Below are 18197 nucleotides of genomic sequence, written 5' to 3' on the forward strand. Positions count from 1 at the left end.
ACAATGACGTTTGATACTATCGATCAATTAGCGGTAAATACCGTTCGTTCTCTTTCCATTGAAGCCATTCAACAGGCGAATTCAGGCCACCCTGGATTACCGATGGGTGCTGCTCCGATGGCTTATGTTCTCTGGAACCGTTTCTTAAACGTGAACCCTAAGACGAGCCGTTCTTGGACCAACCGTGACCGCTTTGTTTTGTCAGCTGGGCATGGATCGGCACTTCTCTATAGCTTGCTTCACCTGTCAGGCTATGATCTTTCTATGGAAGATTTGAAAAACTTCCGTCAGTGGGGCTCTAAGACTCCGGGTCACCCAGAAGTAGACCATACAGATGGGGTTGAGGCGACATCTGGACCGCTTGGTCAAGGGATCGCCAATGCTGTCGGTATGGCCATGGCAGAGGCTCACTTGGCAGCCAAGTTCAACAAACCTGATTTTAACATTGTTGATCACTATACCTTTGCCCTTAACGGAGACGGTGACTTGATGGAAGGGGTTAGTCAGGAAGCAGTCAGCCTTGCAGGACACCTCAAGTTGGGTAAATTGGTCTTACTCTATGATTCAAATGACATCTCCCTAGATGGTCCAACTTCAAAAGCCTTTACAGAAGATGTTAAGGGACGCTTTGAGGCCTATGGTTGGCAACATATCTTGGTTAAAGATGGGAATGATTTAGACGCTATTGAAGCAGCGATTGCTGAAGCCAAGACTGAAAGCAACAAGCCAACGATTATTGAAGTAAAAACCATCATCGGATACGGTGCGGCAAACCAAGGGACTTCAGCAGTTCACGGCGCGCCAATTGGGCAAGAGGGAATTGACCATGCTAAGGCTGTTTATGGTTATGACTACCCAGCCTTTACGGTACCAGCAGAAGTAGCTGATCGCTTTGCTCAAGGGATTCAAGACCGTGGTGCCAAGGCAGAGGCAAAGTGGAATGAACTCTTTGCAGCCTACCAAGCAGCCTACCCAGAATTGGCAGCTGAGTATGAAGCAGCCTTCTCAGGTCAACCAATTTCTGTTGACCTTGAGGGGCACGAACTCGGTGAAAACTTGGCCAGTCGTGTCACCAGCCAACAGGCTATTCAACAAATCTCAGCACAGGTTCCATCTTTCTGGGGTGGCTCAGCTGACCTTTCAGCTTCTAACAACACCATGGTTAAGGCTGACACTGATTTCCAATCAGACAATTACGCTGGCCGTAATATTTGGTTTGGTGTCCGGGAGTTTGCCATGGCCGCAGCGATGAACGGGATTGCCTTGCACGGCGGAACCCGTGTTTACGGTGGAACCTTCTTCGTCTTCTCAAATTATCTCCTCCCAGCGGTCCGTATGGCTGCCCTCCAAAACTTGCCAACTGTCTATGTCTTGACCCATGACTCGATTGCTGTGGGTGAGGATGGACCAACTCATGAACCTGTGGAACAATTGGCTAGCGTTCGTTCAATGCCAAACCTTAATGTCATTCGTCCAGCGGATGGAAACGAGGTCAATGCGGCTTGGAAGATTGCCTTGGCAGAAACTAAACGTCCAACAGCTCTCGTCTTGACCCGTCAAAACCTGCCTGTTCTTGCTGGAACAGCTGAGTTGGCTCAGACTGGAGTTGACAAGGGAGCCTACATCCTCTCAGAGGCTCAAGGTGACCTGGACGGAATTCTTATTGCAACAGGTTCTGAAGTTAAATTGGCCCTGGATACCCAGGCAGCCTTGGCTGAAGAAGGGGTACATGTGCGCGTGGTTTCTATGCCTGCCCAAAACCGTTTTGATCAACAAGATGCAGCCTACCAAGAAGAAATCTTACCAAGTTCAGTTACCAAGCGTTTAGCGATTGAAGCTGGTAGCAGCTTTGGTTGGGGTAAATACGTTGGTTTAAAAGGTGCGACTTTGACTATTGACACCTGGGGAGCGTCTGCACCTGGTGAACGTATCTTCAAAGAATATGGCTTTACAGTTGAAAATGCAGTTTCCCTTTACAAAGGCTTATAATGATTAGAGAGTGAGTTTCTGACTGCTAATTGCGTGGTCAGACTCACTCTTTTTGTCTGGTTTGAGAGTGTCTTTTTTTAAGGAATCGTGATATAATGCTAACTGGATTATATTGATACACACTCAAAAAATAAAACAAGACGAGGCAGGTTGATGTGGCCATAAGAGACTTAGGTAAGGAAACCTAACGACCTATGGTTTTGATTTTGCAAGAGTATAGCTCAAAATTTCGTGAGACAAGGATAGATGTAAGAAAACTTGGTAGCACCTTGTCTGGATTTTGGAAGAGGATAAATTGGTGGATAGTCTCATTGGGGCAGATTCATCAGAGGATAAATACCTGCGAGAAAGGGCATGATTGTGTTCTTTTGGCTTGCGGAGATTAACTAGGTGACTCATGAAGATAAAGAAACGACATTTATTAAATTATTCGATTCTCATTCCCTACCTGATTCTATCGGTGTTAGGGTTGATTATTGTCTATTCGACAACAAGCGCAACATTGATTCAGGCTGGTGCTAACCCCTTTAGGTCAGTGCTTAACCAGGGTGTTTTTTGGGTACTGAGTCTGATAGCAATCTTGTTTATCTATAACTTAAGGCTCGATTTCCTGAAAAATGGGAAGGTTCTATCTGCAGCCATGATTGTGGAGTTTATACTCCTTCTTGCATCGCGATTTTTCCCGGCAGTCAATGGTGCCCATGGTTGGATTGTACTTGGGCCGGTTAGTTTCCAACCAGCTGAATATTTAAAGATTATTATGGTTTGGATGCTGGCCTACTTTTTTGATCAAATGCAAGGTGAAGTTGGTATTTATGATTACCAAGCCATCTTTAAGGGGAGATTGTTCCCACAAGTTTTTCATGATTGGCGTGTTTATTTCACGATACTTATCGTCATGGTTATGACCTTGCCTGATTTAGGAAATGCGACTATCATTGTCTTAACTTCCATCATCATATTCTGTGTCAGTGGTGTTGCCTTTCGTTGGTTTTCAACCCTCTTAGTAACGATTATAGTTGGTTCAGGCACCTTTCTTGGATTGATCGGTCTTATCGGGGTTGAAACATTCTCCAAGGTACCTCTTTTTGGATATGTAGCTCGACGTTTCAAGGCTTATTTTAACCCATTTTTGGATGCGACTGATTCTGGTTTACAGATGACTCATTCTTACTATGCCATGAGTAACGGTGGCTGGTTTGGGCGTGGTTTAGGAAATTCCATTGAAAAAGAGGGGTATCTGAGAGAAGCTCAGACTGACTTTGTTTTCTCAGTTGTCATTGAGGAGCTTGGTTTTGTTGGAGCAAGTTTGATTTTAGCTCTGCTATTTTTCCTCGTTCTTCGAATGATTATGGTAGGAATTAAGGCCAAGGATGCCTTTAACTCTATATTGGCTATGGGTCTGGCGGCATTTTTACTGATGCAAACCTTCGTTAATATTGGTGGGATTTCAGGAATTATTCCTTCAACAGGTGTAACATTTCCCTTCCTCTCACAGGGTGGGAATAGCCTTTTAGTTATTTCAATCGCGGTTGCTGTTGTTCTTAACATTGATGCTAATGAGCGTCGTCAGGCAATCTATCAAGAAGCGGAACAGGCCTATTACCAAGAGGCGGATGGCTATAGCAATTAGTAAAGAATGTATCAAAGCTTCTTAAAGATTAACGATGCTCCAGTTGTCCGACTAGAAAATGTAATATTTTATAAGGTTCTCTATCCTTGAACCGCACCCCATTCGTTAGATTGTCTGTCTAACTTTTGGAGTGCGGTTCACCTTGGGGTAGGGGCTTTTTTTGACAAATAGCAAAGCGAGTAGTATAATTAATTTACAAATGTAAATATAAGGTGGTGGTTAGATGGAGGTGTCCAAGGCTGAGTGGGAAGTGTTACGTGTTATTTGGGCCCAAGAGCCTGTTAAGAGTTCCCGTATTATCGAAATCTTGGGAGAGAGTTACGGTTGGGCAGATTCTACCATAAAAACCTTAATTGGCCGTCTAGTGGATAAGGGGGTTATCGTTAGCCAAAGAGAGGGTCGCTCCTACCTTTACAGCAGTTTAATGACTGAGGAAGCAGCCTTACAACAAGAAGTGCAAGAACTATTTGATCGAATTTGTATACGACAACATGCGGATTTACTGATTGCACAGCTGGCTAAGACCCCCTTACGATACAGGGACGACCAATCAATTCGCCAATTATTATCTCAAAAGCAAGATGCACTGGTCGAAGAGGTTCCTTGCAATTGTATTAAAGGACAGTGTAACTGTTCCCGCCACATGTTAAAGATAAAAAAGGAGGAGACAAATGACTAAAACCTATGCGATTGAAGGTATGAAATGCCAAGGCTGTGTTGATACAGTTACAGAAAAATTATCTAATGTTCTGGGTGTGACTGGAGTTACTGTCGATTTAGCAAAAAATCAAGCAGAGATAGAGGGCTTAACAAGCAAATTTTTATTAAATAGGGCGCTTAAAGGCACTAAATTTTCAGTTGGCCAAGAACTGAAGTAAATAATTGGAAAATCGGTTTGAAAATTTTCAAACTGATTTTCTTTTCAAAATTTCATGGCGATTTCTACTCTTCGTGATACAATAGTAAGTGAGCAGATGACTTAGATGAGGGTGGGAGATGTTAATATTACCCTTATCGACCTCATTTAAAAAACTAAAAAACAGAATCAAAGTTAATGCGCTGGAAATGTTTATTTAAGCTTAGCTGAGGCCTCTCTCCATAACGAATTTTATCGGTGAAAATTTAGAAGAGTTTGGATAGTCATTCCATACAGTGATAACTAAAGACGACAGATTCGTTAATCTCTGATAGGAATGGAGAGGTTGAGACGTCTACCTAATTCCGACATTGCTTTTAAATACGCAATACTCAAAAGAAAAGGAACATTAGAATGGATAATGCCATTTGGGAAGTTTTGGGAATCGTTGGGACTATTGCCTTTGCCCTGTCTGGGGCAGCCGTTGCGATTGAAGAAGATTTTGACCTGCTGGGAATTTTTACGTTAGGATTCTTAACTGCTTTTGGCGGGGGTGCTATCCGCAATGTTATGATTGACTTGCCAGCTTCAACACTTTGGAGCCAGGGCTTGGAGTTTAATTGTGCCCTGGTGGCTATTTTGCTCATGTTCTTCTTACCTAGCTTGGTGAATCGACATTGGAGACGCGTGGGAGTATTTACGGATGCGGTTGGACTTGCCGCCTTCAGTATTCAAGGTGCTCTCCATGCTCAAAATTTGGGTCAACCTCTGAGTGCGGTCATTGTGGCAGCAGTCTTGACAGGAGCAGGTGGCGGTATTGTCCGTGATGTTTTGGCTGGACGAAAACCTGGAGTTCTGCGGAGCGAGATTTATGCAGGCTGGTCTATTTTAGCGGCTGTGCTTATTTATTTTCAAGTTGTCAACAGCAATATCGACTATTTGATTTTAGTGGTGCTGATTTCGGCCTTGAGAATTATCGGCTACAGAAAAAATTGGCAATTGCCAAAGGTCAAGTGGAAAGTAGAGGAAACAAAAAATGATTAAACTAATCGCGATTGACTTGGATGGGACCTTGTTGGATTCCCAAAAGCAATTATCACAAGAGAATATTTCTACCTTGCAGGCGGCAACGCAAGCAGGGGTCAAAATCGTTATCTGTACAGGTCGGCCTATGACTGGAGTGCGCCCAATCTTTGACCAGCTAGGCTTCACTGAGCAGGAATACATGATTATCAACAATGGCTGTTCAACCTATGAAACCCAGAACTGGGAGCTGGTTCATGATTATCACTTGACGGCAGAAGAGTTGACTAGGCTTTATGAGACTGTAGCTGAAGAAGACGGTATCCAGCTAGTGATTTCAGATTCAGCAGACCATTATTATGTGGTTGGTGAAGCGCCATCTGACCTCGTGACCTACGATGCCAGTCTTGTCTATACCACACCGACCCAGATTTCACTTGAAGACCTGCTTGCTAAACCAGATGTTCAGTTTCAGGCTATGTTTATGGGAGAAGAGTCCCTGCTAAATGCCTTCCAAGACAAGTATGAAGATCAATTGTCTCAACTGTTTTCGACTGTTCGTAGCCAGTCCTACATTTTTGAAGCTATGCCACAGGGGGCAACAAAGGCCACTGCCTTAGCCCAGCTCTGCCAAGATTTGGACGTTCCAGCCAGTCAAGTCATGGCTATCGGTGATGCCAATAATGACTTGGAGATGCTCCGCTATGCCTACCACAGTGTAGCTATGGGCAATAGTGAGGACCACATCAAGGACCTCTGCCGCTATACGACAGCAACCAATAACGAATCCGGTGTTGCAAAAATTATTCAAGAGCTGGTGCTTTAAGCCTTGGCTACAAGTCGAGTTTCTTAGATCGGTGATACAACAAAATTAAAAGAAAAACTGCCTCGTTGGAAACAAGAGGCAGTTTGCTATTTTATAGATTAGGAACAAGAGGGAGTTCCATGGAGGCCATCTCCTCGGCAGAAACAACCATACCATCAGCTAGCCAGTTGCTTAAAACTGAGACGATAGCATTACTGAAAAAGAAGGTTGCATAGGAGGAGTGCTTACGTTTGTGATAGCGTTGATAGGCCTTAAAACGTTTGGCAATGATAGAAGTCAGAGCTTTTTCGAGATGATTTTGGAAGGCCAGTTTAAGAATGGTTGCTTCTTTTTTGACTTCAGTAAAGAGGTAGAGCCAGGCCTGGTAGACTTGACTGCGAAGGTCAAACTGGGTGATTCCTCGGAAAATTCGTCTCAGAACGCTGGTGACGATTGTTTCTAATATTTCTTCCTTGCTCTTATAGTGTCGATAAAAGGCATTACGTGACACGCCAGCCTTTTTGACCAATTCTGAAATGGTAATCTGAGAGAGGTCTTTCTGTTCAAGGCAAAATAGCAGAGCTGTTTCCAAGGATTCCTTGGTTAATTGTTTATTTTCGCGGTTAAAGCGAGCCAGGTTTTCCAAAGATCTTGAAGCGACAGCCATGACAACCTCCTCCTAAATGTGACATCTGATTTATGGAGCTTAGAAAAAAGCCCTTTCATGTTATAATTGTAGTGAATATTATTTTTTTTGTCAAATGTTTGGATGGTCCAAATAGTTGATATGAAGGAGAGCCACTATGTCTTGGAAAATTGTTGTTGATACAGGCTGTGACTTTAAAGAAATGCCAAATCTAGCACCAGACACGACTTTTGAGCGTGTCCCCTTTACGGTGCAGGTGGGAGACCGTGCCTTTTTAGATACACTGGATCTAGATATTGATGAGATGATGGAAGTTATGTATGCTTCTTCAGTCGGTGCAGGTTCTGCCTGTGCGGGTCCTGAGACCTTTTTGGAGACCTACCGTGGGGCGGATAAGATTATCGTCATGACCTTGACAGGAACCTTGTCAGGTAGCTTTAATAGTGCTCGTGTTGCCAAAGATATGTTGCTGGAAGAAGCGCCAGAAACTCAAATCCATCTGATTGATTCCCTTTCAGCAGGTGGAGAAATGGACTTGCTAGCTTTGGAAATCAACCGTCTGATTGCAACAGGTCTAGACTTTGATGCCATCGTTGAAGCAATCACAGCCTACCAGGCTAAAACCAAGCTGGTCTTCGTCTTAGCTAAGGTTGATAACCTAGTAAAGAACGGACGTCTTAATAAACTGGTCGGTAAGGTTGTAGGCCTGCTCAATATCCGCATGGTTGGTGAAGCCTCTGACCAAGGAACCTTGGAATTACTCCAAAAACCGCGTGGTCAAAAGAAGGCGGTTAAGGCAGCTATCGAAGAAATGCTCAAGGCTGGCTATAAGGGAGGTAAGGTTGTTATTACCCACCGCAATAATCTTGAAATTTGTCAGCAATTTGAAGACGGTTTACGTGCCCAATTTGGGGATGTAGACTTTACATCAGTTCCGACCTCAGGACTCTGCAGTTTCTATGCAGAAGAAGGTGGGATTTTGATGGGGTATGAGATTAATTAGAGAAAAACCTGCAGTTCAACTAGAACTGCAGGTTTGTTTTATCAAGAGAACAAAAAGTTTTCTCCCCATGTTAATTATGGTTGTTGAACAGTCGCTTGTTCTGGACTAGGATTAGTTGGTGACTGTTGTAGTGATGTCAAGTAAGATTGGATATTAGCTGAAACAATATCAAGTCGATTTTGTAACTCTGTTTTTACACTTGGAGTTGTTAATTGGTCAACTAAGGCTTGAGCTGCATTGAGATTTTCCGTACTTTGATAATTTTCTGCGGTTACAACAGCAGTTTCAGCAGAAGCTTGTAATGTTAGTTCATTAGAAACAGCGTTCAGACGCTCTTGATAAGTATCCTTGTCTTCGGGATTAAGTTTATCTAACTTATTTTGAAGATTTGAGAGAGCAGCTTGAGTCGGATTGTCTTCTAAATCAGCCATAGCTTCCTCGAATTCCTGTAGATCATCCTTACTTGAATTTTGATCATCCTTATCTTTATGGGATGAGCTAACCTGTGAACTTTGAGGAGAGTTGGATGTACTAATTTGATAACGATCTTTAAAGCTGAGGTAGATGAATCCAGCAAAAATTAGGACGACTAAACTGAGTATCAAGTATAAAATTTCAGTGCGAGATGATTTCATTGTTTTTCCTTGTAAGCAAAATTTTGAAGTGCTCAGAAACACTAGCACAATCTATTATAAGCAAATCTGAGATTTTTTCAAGTCTATTCGTGACATTTTACTTGCATAAAGTGAAAAAAATGATATACTAGTTGAGTATGTGTTTGCATACTTGTGGGAGGTAAAAATCTATTCATTACCGCCAAAACCACAATAGGAGGATTTTATATCATGGCTAAAAAAGTCGAAAAACTTGTGAAATTGCAAATCCCTGCCGGAAAAGCTACTCCAGCTCCACCAGTTGGTCCTGCGCTTGGTCAAGCCGGTATCAACATCATGGGATTCACAAAGGAATTTAACGCTCGTACAGCTGACCAAGCTGGTATGATCATTCCAGTTGTTATCTCTGTGTATGAAGATAAATCATTTGATTTCATCTGTAAAACACCACCAGCTGCTGTTCTTTTGAAAAAAGCTGCAGGTGTTGAAAAAGGTTCAGGTACACCAAACAAAACTAAAGTTGCAACAGTTACTCGTGCGCAAGTACAAGAAATTGCTGAAACTAAAATGCCTGACTTGAACGCTGCTAACCTTGAAGCTGCTATGCGTATGATCGAAGGTACTGCTCGTTCTATGGGATTCACTGTTGCTGACTAAGCATCGGTCCCAACCGTTCAGATAAGAAATCATCTAGACAGATTACAAGGAGAAATAACACATGGCTAAAAAAAGCAAAAACTTGCGTGCTGCTCTTGAGAAAATCGACAGCACAAAAGCTTACAGCGTAGAAGAAGCTGTAGCACTTGCAAAAGAAACTAACTTCGCAAAATTTGACGCTTCTGTTGAAGTGGCTTACAACCTTAACATCGATGTACGTAAAGCTGACCAACAAATCCGTGGTGCAATGGTATTGCCAAACGGTACTGGTAAAACTGCTCGCGTTCTCGTATTTGCTCGTGGCGCTAAAGCTGAAGAAGCTAAAGCTGCTGGTGCAGACTTTGTTGGTGAAGACGAACTCGTTGCTAAAATCAACGGTGGTTGGTTGGACTTTGACGTGGTTATCGCAACACCTGATATGATGGCTGTTGTTGGTCGCCTTGGACGTATCCTTGGCCCACGTAACCTCATGCCAAACCCTAAAACTGGTACTGTAACAATGGACGTTGCAAAAGCAGTTGAAGAGTCTAAAGGTGGTAAAATCACTTACCGTGCTGACAAAGCAGGTATCGTACAAGCCCTCGTTGGTAAAGTTTCATTCGAAGCTGACAAATTGGCTGAAAACGTTAAAGCTTTCCACGATGTTATCGTAAAAGCTAAGCCATCTACTGCTAAAGGAACTTATATCACAAGCTTGACAATCACAACTACTCAAGGTGTTGGTATCAAAGTAGATCCTAACTCACTTTAATTAGTAGATAAAAATAACATTGCTTTGGCAGTGTTATTTTTTCATGATTGAATTAAACTTCCTAGAAAAACAGGAAGGACTTGAGTGCTAAAATAAAAAATAGATGGTTTTAGAATCATTTGTTTTTTTATTATACTGGTACAGTTATTGTTAAGTACGTATTATCTGTAAAGGAGAATCATGAACAGAGAAAATCATCCCTTTGGAAAACGTCCCATTCCAACCTTATTGAAAGAATTGGCGCTACCTGCGGTCATCGCCAATGTTGTCAATGCCCTCTATAATATTGTCGACCAGATTTTTATCGGACAGGGAGTCGGTTTCTTAGGCAATGCGGCGACCAACGTATCCTTTCCGCTGACGACTATCTGTATGGCTCTGGGGCTGATGGTCGGAATCGGTGCGGCGTCTAAGTTTAATCTGGAGCTGGGTCGCAAACAAGAGGCTTTGGCTAAAAAGGCAGTTGGAACTGCAGCAGTCAGCTTGCTGGTTATCGGTGTTCTTCTTTGCATTGTGATGCGGGCCTTTTTGGACCCAATGCTTTATGCCTTTGGGGCAACAGATGCGATTTTGGACTACGCCAGAACCTACACAGGAATCACCAGTCTTGGGATTCCCTTCCTGCTCTTTTCTTTAGGGACTAATCCCCTGGTGCGGGCGGATGGCGCAGCCAAGTACTCCATGATGGCCATCATCGCAGGAGCGGTGATGAACACGGTGCTCGATCCGATTTTTATCTTTGTATTTGGCTGGGGGATTGCAGGAGCTGCCTGGGCAACCGTGGCCAGTCAGTTGGTTTCGGCCCTGATTTTGGCAGCCTACTTCAGACGTTTCCGTTCAGTTAGTTTGGCACGCACGGATTTAAAGTTGGACTTCTCCATGCTACGGACTATTTGTTCTCTGGGGATGGCGTCCTTCATCTTCCAGTCGTCAAATGTCCTGGTCCAAGTCGTGACCAACAATGCCCTTAAAACCTACGGAGCAGCCTCTATCTACGGAGCGGATATTCCCATCGCTGTCGCAGGTGTGGTGGCCAAGGTCAATGTTATCTTTGTGGCGGTGGTCATCGGGATTACCCAAGGATCTCAGCCCATTGTCAGCTTTAACTACGGTGCCGGTCTTTATCATCGGGTGCAGGAGACCATCCGCTTGGCCCTCAAGGTCAATGGTCTGGTGTCGCTGGTCGCTTGGCTTTGCTTTGAGCTCTTTCCCAAACAGATTTTAGGTATTTTTGGGTCAGGCGATGACCTCTATGTTCAGTTCGGCATCCATTACATGCGGGTCTTCTTCCTGCTAATCTGTGTCAACGGCATCCAAATCTTCTCCTCTACCTTCTTCCCAGCCCTTGGGAAGGCCAAGGTTGGGGCAACTATTTCCTTAATCAAACAAGTTGGCTTGATCGTACCGTTCTTGCTGATTTTCCCACACTTTTGGGGTGTGGAAGGTTTGGTTTTCGCCTTGCCAGTCGCAGACTTCTTGTCCTTCTTATTGGCCAGTTACCTGCTTTATCGGCAGTACCAGGCCCTGAAAATCTCTCCGAAAACGGCCTGATAAATCCTTTAAGGAGGCATTGTGAAATAATTGTGTGGAGCTGGCAGGATATCTATGTTAAGGGTAGCTTTATCCCAGCTCTGCTATTTTTTACTAAAACTCTTGCAATTATCTGAATTTTTATGTAGAATAGAAAAAAATATAAAGCGATGAGAGAAACAGTTTAAGACAACAGACAGAGAGCGCCTGGTGGTGAGATGGCGTGCAATCCTTAGACGACACATTCTTGAGTGCAGGTGCGAAAGATTTCGAGTAGTGCCTGACGGTTGGTTCCGTTACAGACCAGAAGTTTTGAACTTCCTGAGGGCAATTTGGGTGACCGATTGCTGAATTAAGGTGGAACCACGTGTCAACGTCCTTGCAAATGAATTTTGCGAGGGCTTTTTTTGTATCTCTTGACAACAGTGGTTGGTTTTGGAAGTACCTAGCCAGAAGATTTACTTTTAAGCTGAAATTCACTACCGGCTATGGTGTCGGCAGTAGCATTGCTTCAGTCGGACAAGTTTGACTTCAGGAAATAAAAAGGAACAAGAAAAGAAGAGAGGACTATCATGGAATTAAAAGGTTTACGGCAGATTGCTCCCTATGTGCCAGGGGCTCAACCCAAGGTTGAAGAGATGATTAAGCTCAACACCAATGAAAATGCCTATGGGCCAAGTCCCAAGGTCAAGGCAGTCTTGGAGTCTTTTCAGACAGATAGCTTACGATTGTATTCTAGTCTGGATCAGGCTCCTCTACGTCACGAACTTGGTCAACTCTTGGGAGTCAATCCAGAGCAGATTATCTTGGGGAATGGCTCCGATGACATTTTGTCCATGGCCTTTCTCGCCTTTTTCAACAGCGGAGAGCCCGTGCTCTTTCCTGATTTGACCTACGGTTTTTACAAGGTCTGGGCTGATTTATATCATATTCCCTACCGTGAAATTCCTCTCAATGAGCGATTTGAGCTAGAGACTGAGGATTACTTGCTCCAAAATGGGGGCATTGTTCTGGCCAACCCCAATGCTCCGACGGGGATCTATAAGCCCCTGGATGAGTTGGAGGCCATTATCGTCGCCAATCAGGATGTCGTTGTTATTGTTGACGAAGCCTACATTAACTTTGGAGGCCAGTCTGCCCTTCCTCTACTGGACAAGTATGAGAATCTCTTTATCACGCGGACCTATTCCAAGGATGCAGCTCTGGCTGGCTTGCGTGTGGGTTATGGGATTGGTAGTCCTAAACTCATGGGCGTCATCCATGCGGTCAAAAATTCCGTCAATCCCTATAATGTCAATCGACTTTCGGAAGAAGTGGCGACAGCTGCGACCAAGGATTGGGCTTACTATGTTGAGACCTGTCAAAGGATTGTGGAGACGCGGGATTGGTTCTCTGGGAAAATGGCAGAGCTGGACTTTGAGGTGCTGCCTTCTAAGACCAATTTTGTACTGGTAGAGCATGCAAGAGTCTCTGCTCAAGAACTCTTTAATCATCTGGAGAGCCAGCATATCTATGTCAGGTATTTCCCAAAAACAGAACGCATTGCCAATAAATTACGCATTTCAATTGGGACTGAAGAGGAAATGCAGAAGGTGCTTGAAGTCATCGACCAGTACCTGTCGACACAAGCGACCCTGTAAGGAGGCCAATCATGAAAAAAACAACCTTGCCTGTTGGCATGCACGATAAACTCTTTAAAAGAGCCAATGTGACCTATCGGATTGAACGGTCTATCAGTGACCTCTTGATTAGTAGAGGCTTTAACCGTATTGAGACTCCGACCTTGGAACACGTTGAAGTATTTGGAGATGAAATCAACAATCGCCACTACCATCTCTTTGATAAAACGGGAAACCTATTGGCCTTGAGGCCAGATATTACCAGTCAGATTGGTCGGGTCATCGCCTCGACTCGAGTGGAGACTCCGATTAAATTTTCTTATTCTGGCAAAGTGTTTCATTACAATGAGGAAATGCGCGGCCTGGCCAATGAACTGACCCAAGCAGGGATTGAAATCGTCGGCTATCCTGCCCAGGAAGCTCTCCAATCAGCCTTGAAAGCCGCTCAGGAGGCCCTTGTCGCTTCAGGTGTGCAAGATTACCAGTTTGAATTTTCCCATGCCAGTATCATGGCAGTAATCTTTGAAACCCTCAATCTGGATGAGGAGCAGGCTAATCAGCTGGCTGGCTTGATTCGGGATAAGAGCATCACGGGTCTACGCATGTTTACCCAGGCCAATCCGAGCGATTTGGATGATTTTCTCACCCATCTGCCCCTGCTTTTTGGGGAGACGGAGACAGTCCTGACAGAGGCCCGGGAGCTGACCCAGCACCCTCAGATTTTAGAAGGGTTGGATGCCATTGCTGAGTTGACTAGGTCTGTGTCAGATAGTCTGCCTCAGACGACGGTTGACCTTGCCCAACTGCCAACCATGCCTTATTACACAGGGATTATGTTCAAGGTTTTTGGGGATAAGATTCCGGATGCCTTTGTCTCTGGTGGGCGTTACGACAAGCTGTTTGAACGTTTTGGTGCCAAGGAGTTGACAGCAGTTGGTTGGGCCATCGATATTGATTCCGTCTACCAGGCGATCCAAGATAGCATTGTCTTTGAAGGAGGAAACGCATGGCAGAGCGATTAACCATTGCCCTGATGAAGGGCAGAATTGAACAGGAAACCTTGCAATTGTTAGGCAAGGCAGGTTTTGATGTGACCTTTATGGCGGACAAGGGACGGCATTTGATTTTTGACAGTCCTGATGGACGCTTCAGGTTTTTGTTGGTCAAGGCACCTGATGTTACCACCTATGTCCGTCATGGCGTAGCGGATGTGGGCATTGTTGGGAAGGACGTTCTCATGGAACACCCAAGTGGCTATTTGGAGATGCTGGACTTGAATTTTGGGCTCTGCAAATTTTCCGTAGCCTCCACCAAGGACTACAATCCCACTGACCATAAGCGCAAACGGATTGCGACCAAGTATCCGACTGTGGCTCGGGAACATTTCAATCGCAAGGGAGAGGATGTTGAAATCATCTCCATTCAGGGTTCGGTGGAGATTGCTCCGATTATCGGTCTAGCGGATGCTATTGTCGACATTGTCGAGACGGGGAGTACCCTGGTGGCCAACGGTCTTGAAGTCTACGAAGACATTTGCAGGATTTCAGCTCGGCTCATTGTCAACAAGGCAGCCTTGAAAAATAAATCAACCCTCTTGCCCTTTATCCGTCAACTAGAGGGCATCGTCGGAAATAGGGAGGTCCCATTTGTATGAAACGACTCACTGGAACAACACAAGAGATTGCCAAGCGTCTCTATGAAGAGCAGTTGGAATTAGCCAAGGATAATCGTGATGTTGAAGCGGTTGTCCGAGACATCTTAGAAGCAGTCAAAGAAGGAGGCGATGAGGCTTTGCGGGCCTATAGTCGCCAATTTGACCAAATTGATGTGGCAGACCTTGCGGTCAGTCAAGCAGTGATTGATGAAGCTTTTAAAGCGATTGATCCAGCGGTCTTGGGAGCCCTGGAGCGTGCCAAAGCCAATATTGAGTCCTATCACCGTTTGCAATTGGAAAAGGGCTTTGAGGACCAGCCTAGCAAAGGCGTGATTCGTGGCCAACTCATTCGGCCGATTGAACGGGTGGGGGTATACGTTCCTGGTGGTACGGCAGCCTACCCCTCGTCTGTCCTGATGAATGTAATCCCAGCCAAGATTGCTGGGGTCAAGGAAATCATCATGATAACGCCACCGCAAAAGGAGTACGTTCCTGCCATTTTGGTCGCGGCTAAATTGTCCGGCGTTGATAAAATCTATCAGGTCGGTGGTGCCCAGGGAATTGCTGCCTTGGCCTACGGAACTCAAACTATTCCCAAGGTGGACAAGATTACTGGCCCAGGCAATATCTATGTCGCAACAGCTAAAAAACTGGTCTTTGGTCAGGTGGGGATTGACATGGTGGCAGGTCCTTCCGAAATCGGTGTTATTGCGGACCAATCTGCCCGACCAGATTATGTGGCGGCCGACTTACTATCACAGGCAGAGCATGATGTGCTGGCCCGTGCGATTTTGGTTACGAATTCAGCTTCTCTGGCTGAAGCGGTTGAAGGAGAAATCGAACATCAGCTCCAACTCCTGCCCCGTGAGGCCATCGCTCGAGCTTCCATCGAAAATAATTGGCGGATCATCCTCACCGATAGTGTGGAGAGCATGTTTGAACTCATGAATTTGGTGGCGCCCGAGCATTTGGAAATTGCCATGGATGACGCCTACGATTATCTCGATAAGGTTGAGAATGCGGGCTCCATCTTTCTTGGGCACTTCACCAGCGAGCCGATTGGAGACTATTATGCAGGGACCAACCATGTCCTGCCGACTACGGCAACCAGCCGCTTTTCTTCAGCCCTGGGGGTGCATGATTTTATTAAGCGTATCCAGTATACACAATACGATAAGGCTGCCATCTTAGCAGCAGAACAAGATATCACCAGCCTGGCCTACGCTGAAGGACTCCAGGCTCACGCAAAAGCAATAGAGGTAAGAAATGACAACAACTAAAGGACTTTTAGTCATGGATGTGGACTCAACGTTGGTCCAGGAAGAGGTGATTGACCTGCTCGGCGAAGAGGCTGGAGTTGGGGAGCGCGTGGCTGATATCACAGAACGGGCCATGCGGGGAGAATTGGACTTTAAGGAAGCCCTGGACGAACGGGTAGCGACCTTGGCAGGCCTGCCAGAATCTATCTTTGACCAGGTCTATGCCCGCATTCATTTCAATCAGAATGCCAAGGAATTGGTAGACGAACTCCACCGCCGTGGCTATAAGGTCGGCCTGGTTTCCGGTGGCTTTCATGAAACGGTTGATCGGTTGGCTGCAGAAATTGGTATTGACTATGTCAAGGCCAACCACCTAGAAGTCCGTGATGGTCAATTAACCGGCCGTGTCTATGGAGAAGTGGTAACCAAGGATGTCAAGGTCCGCATGTTGAAAGAATGGGCCCAAGAAAATGGTTTGGCCCTCTCGCAAACTGTTGCCATGGGGGACGGAGCCAATGACCTGCCCATGATTCAGATGGCTGGTGTGGGAATCGCCTTTTGTGCCAAACCCATCGTCCGTGAGCAGGCTCCCTACCAAATTACTGAACCAGACCTTTACCAGGTGATTGAGATTTTGGATGAGGTAAAAATGTAATGTTTATTTCGAAAATTACTTTAGAAAATTTTAAATGTTTTAGTGGAAAAACAGAAATCTTTTTAGATAGTGGAATGAATTTTTTTGTTGGCGATAACAATGCTGGTAAAACTACTATTTTCAAAGCAATTGAATTTATTAAATCTGGGAAAATAAAGGAAGATTGGATTACTAAAAGTTTATCTGATAAAGATGAAGTGTCGGTGGAATTAGAGTTGAGAGGTGAAGATCTCTCAAGTTTACTTGAAACTGAGAAACTTAAAAAATATAAACCTTATCTTATAGATGAAGAAAAGATAATTATAAGGAGAAGTTCGAAGGAGACAACCTGGGAAGATTCAAAGGGCAAGAAAAAATCTATTACTTTGAAAAATATTACTTTTTATAATCCAGAAACTAAAGATTTTGAAAATCCTTCAGGAATTGATACAGTCCTTTCATCTTTATTTGAAACGCAATTTATTTATTCTGATTTGAAAAATGAAGATTATCAAGGTTTTGGGAAGACTAATATTGCAGGAAGACTTATCAGTGATATTACAGAGGAATTTAAAAAGAGTAAAGAGTGGGAAGAACTAGAAAAAGCACATGATAATGCTTTCAGAGCAGAGGGTTTGACTAAATTATTATCACGGGTTCAAAATAGAGTGGAAGCAATTCTTAACGAACAATATGGTGAAGCTTCTGTAGAATTTAATTTTGGTTTACCTACGTTAGATAATTTTTTTAAGAATGGGAATATTTTATTAGAGGAAAACGGGATAAAAACGGATATCAGTGAAAAGGGAACTGGTATGCAACGAGCATTAGCGCTAAGTCTTATTCAAGTTTATGCAGATATTGATCAGCCTTCTGCTTCGGATATGAAAACACCACTATTTTTCTTTATTGATGAACCTGAAACATTTTTACATCCACAAGCTCAAGATAAACTGTTGAATTCTCTTGAAAAAATTTCACTTAATTCACAAATTTTTATTACGACTCATTCGCCTTACTTATTAAGAAACTATGATAAGTTAAAACATAAATTATTTATTTTCTCGAGACAACCTCATGTTGATAGGATTCAAGAGGATTGTCAAATTGGTATTCTTCCTTACAGTCCATCTTGGGGTGAAATCAATTATTTTGCATTTAAAGTAGCTAGTGCAGAATTTCATAATGAGTTATTTGGTGAATTACATAATTTAGCAAATACGAAAAACAAGACTTTTGATAGTGGAAATAAAACTGTAGGTAAAGGGATTACCAGTTTTGACGGGTGGCTTGCAGAGAGAAAGGGAATGCTTCCTACAAGTGATGATTACATCAATAAAAACCCTTCAGGTGATTATGTTGATAAAACTCTGTCAAGTTACATCAGAAATTATATTGATCATCCAGGAGATGATGAAAGTTTGCCAGAAGGTCAAAAAAGGAACAAACCTACAATAGAAGATATAAAAAAATCCATTGAATTTTTGCTATCTGTTTATAATACCGAATTAAAGTAAGGAGGAT

At 43.8% G+C, this 18197-nt stretch carries 18 protein-coding genes; 16 read left to right on the plus strand and 2 right to left on the minus strand.

Going from position 1 to position 18197, the window contains the following annotated elements; all coding sequences use genetic code 11:
* Positions 1–3: 3 nt before the first annotated feature.
* The 6 genes from tkt to ACFORF_RS07315 all read left to right on the plus strand — a co-directional run bounded on the left by tkt (position 4) and on the right by ACFORF_RS07315 (position 6327).
* The gene (tkt, locus tag ACFORF_RS07290) at positions 4–1989 is read left to right on the plus strand and encodes a transketolase (RefSeq protein WP_380426842.1); all 1986 of its coding nucleotides are present in this window, start codon (positions 4–6) and stop codon (positions 1987–1989) included.
* A gap of 397 nt (positions 1990–2386) precedes the next feature.
* Positions 2387–3622, plus strand: coding sequence for a cell division peptidoglycan polymerase FtsW (ftsW, locus tag ACFORF_RS07295; protein WP_380426844.1), 1236 nt, complete (start codon positions 2387–2389; stop codon positions 3620–3622).
* Between the two features lie 223 nt (positions 3623–3845).
* Positions 3846–4301 carry a CopY/TcrY family copper transport repressor gene (locus ACFORF_RS07300; protein ID WP_380426846.1) on the plus strand — a complete coding sequence of 152 codons (456 nt, stop codon included), beginning with the start codon at positions 3846–3848 and terminating at the stop codon, positions 4299–4301.
* Positions 4294–4500 carry a heavy-metal-associated domain-containing protein gene (locus ACFORF_RS07305; protein WP_380426848.1) on the plus strand — a complete coding sequence of 69 codons (207 nt, stop codon included), beginning with the start codon at positions 4294–4296 and terminating at the stop codon, positions 4498–4500. Before ACFORF_RS07300 ends, ACFORF_RS07305 begins: the two co-directional genes overlap by 8 nt.
* A gap of 392 nt (positions 4501–4892) precedes the next feature.
* The gene (locus ACFORF_RS07310; protein ID WP_380426850.1) at positions 4893–5522 is read left to right on the plus strand and encodes a trimeric intracellular cation channel family protein; all 630 of its coding nucleotides are present in this window, start codon (positions 4893–4895) and stop codon (positions 5520–5522) included.
* Positions 5515–6327: a Cof-type HAD-IIB family hydrolase gene (locus ACFORF_RS07315; RefSeq protein WP_380426852.1), complete on the plus strand. Its 813-nt coding sequence runs from the start codon at positions 5515–5517 to the stop codon at positions 6325–6327. The genes ACFORF_RS07310 and ACFORF_RS07315 overlap by 8 nt, the downstream gene beginning before the upstream one ends.
* A 91-nt stretch (positions 6328–6418) precedes the next feature.
* Here the strand turns inward: ACFORF_RS07315 and ACFORF_RS07320 are convergent, their stop codons facing one another.
* On the minus strand, positions 6419–6973 hold the full coding sequence (locus tag ACFORF_RS07320; protein ID WP_380426854.1) for a TetR/AcrR family transcriptional regulator: 555 nt from the start codon (positions 6971–6973) through the stop codon (positions 6419–6421).
* A gap of 136 nt (positions 6974–7109) precedes the next feature.
* Here ACFORF_RS07320 and ACFORF_RS07325 point away from each other — a divergent pair, with 136 nt between their 5' ends.
* On the plus strand, positions 7110–7955 hold the full coding sequence (locus tag ACFORF_RS07325; RefSeq protein ID WP_380426856.1) for a DegV family protein: 846 nt from the start codon (positions 7110–7112) through the stop codon (positions 7953–7955).
* 74 nt (positions 7956–8029) lie between these two features.
* On the opposite strand, the gene ACFORF_RS07330 is transcribed toward ACFORF_RS07325, so the two are convergent.
* On the minus strand, positions 8030–8590 hold the full coding sequence (locus tag ACFORF_RS07330; protein WP_380426858.1) for a peptidase: 561 nt from the start codon (positions 8588–8590) through the stop codon (positions 8030–8032).
* Between the two features lie 210 nt (positions 8591–8800).
* On the opposite strand from ACFORF_RS07330, the gene rplK reads away from it, so the two are divergent.
* From rplK to ACFORF_RS07375, 9 genes are all read left to right on the plus strand, one after another.
* Positions 8801–9226, plus strand: coding sequence for a 50S ribosomal protein L11 (gene rplK / locus ACFORF_RS07335; RefSeq protein ID WP_380426860.1), 426 nt, complete (start codon positions 8801–8803; stop codon positions 9224–9226).
* Positions 9227–9287: 61 nt separating this feature from the next.
* A complete protein-coding gene (gene rplA, locus ACFORF_RS07340) occupies positions 9288–9977 on the plus strand; it encodes a 50S ribosomal protein L1 (protein WP_380426862.1) in 690 nt (229 codons plus the stop codon).
* Positions 9978–10157: 180 nt separating this feature from the next.
* The gene (locus tag ACFORF_RS07345; protein ID WP_380426864.1) at positions 10158–11528 is read left to right on the plus strand and encodes an MATE family efflux transporter; all 1371 of its coding nucleotides are present in this window, start codon (positions 10158–10160) and stop codon (positions 11526–11528) included.
* Between the two features lie 548 nt (positions 11529–12076).
* A complete protein-coding gene (hisC, locus tag ACFORF_RS07350) occupies positions 12077–13147 on the plus strand; it encodes a histidinol-phosphate transaminase (RefSeq protein ID WP_380427096.1) in 1071 nt (356 codons plus the stop codon).
* Positions 13148–13158: 11 nt separating this feature from the next.
* Complete coding sequence (locus tag ACFORF_RS07355) at positions 13159–14148, plus strand: ATP phosphoribosyltransferase regulatory subunit (RefSeq protein ID WP_380426865.1); 990 nt, start codon at positions 13159–13161, stop codon at positions 14146–14148.
* Positions 14133–14780 (plus strand): ATP phosphoribosyltransferase, encoded by a 648-nt coding sequence (hisG, locus tag ACFORF_RS07360; RefSeq protein WP_380426867.1) that lies wholly within the window; start codon positions 14133–14135, stop codon positions 14778–14780. Before ACFORF_RS07355 ends, hisG begins: the two co-directional genes overlap by 16 nt.
* Positions 14777–16060: a histidinol dehydrogenase gene (hisD, locus tag ACFORF_RS07365; RefSeq protein WP_380426868.1), complete on the plus strand. Its 1284-nt coding sequence runs from the start codon at positions 14777–14779 to the stop codon at positions 16058–16060. The genes hisG and hisD overlap by 4 nt, the downstream gene beginning before the upstream one ends.
* A complete protein-coding gene (serB, locus tag ACFORF_RS07370) occupies positions 16047–16694 on the plus strand; it encodes a phosphoserine phosphatase SerB (RefSeq protein ID WP_380426870.1) in 648 nt (215 codons plus the stop codon). Before hisD ends, serB begins: the two co-directional genes overlap by 14 nt.
* Positions 16694–18190 (plus strand): ATP-dependent nuclease, encoded by a 1497-nt coding sequence (locus ACFORF_RS07375; protein WP_380426872.1) that lies wholly within the window; start codon positions 16694–16696, stop codon positions 18188–18190. Before serB ends, ACFORF_RS07375 begins: the two co-directional genes overlap by 1 nt.
* Positions 18191–18197: the final 7 nt, after the last annotated feature.

This window comes from Streptococcus caprae (assembly GCF_042649745.1).
In the GTDB taxonomy this organism is placed as follows: Bacteria; Bacillota; Bacilli; order Lactobacillales; family Streptococcaceae; genus Streptococcus; species Streptococcus caprae.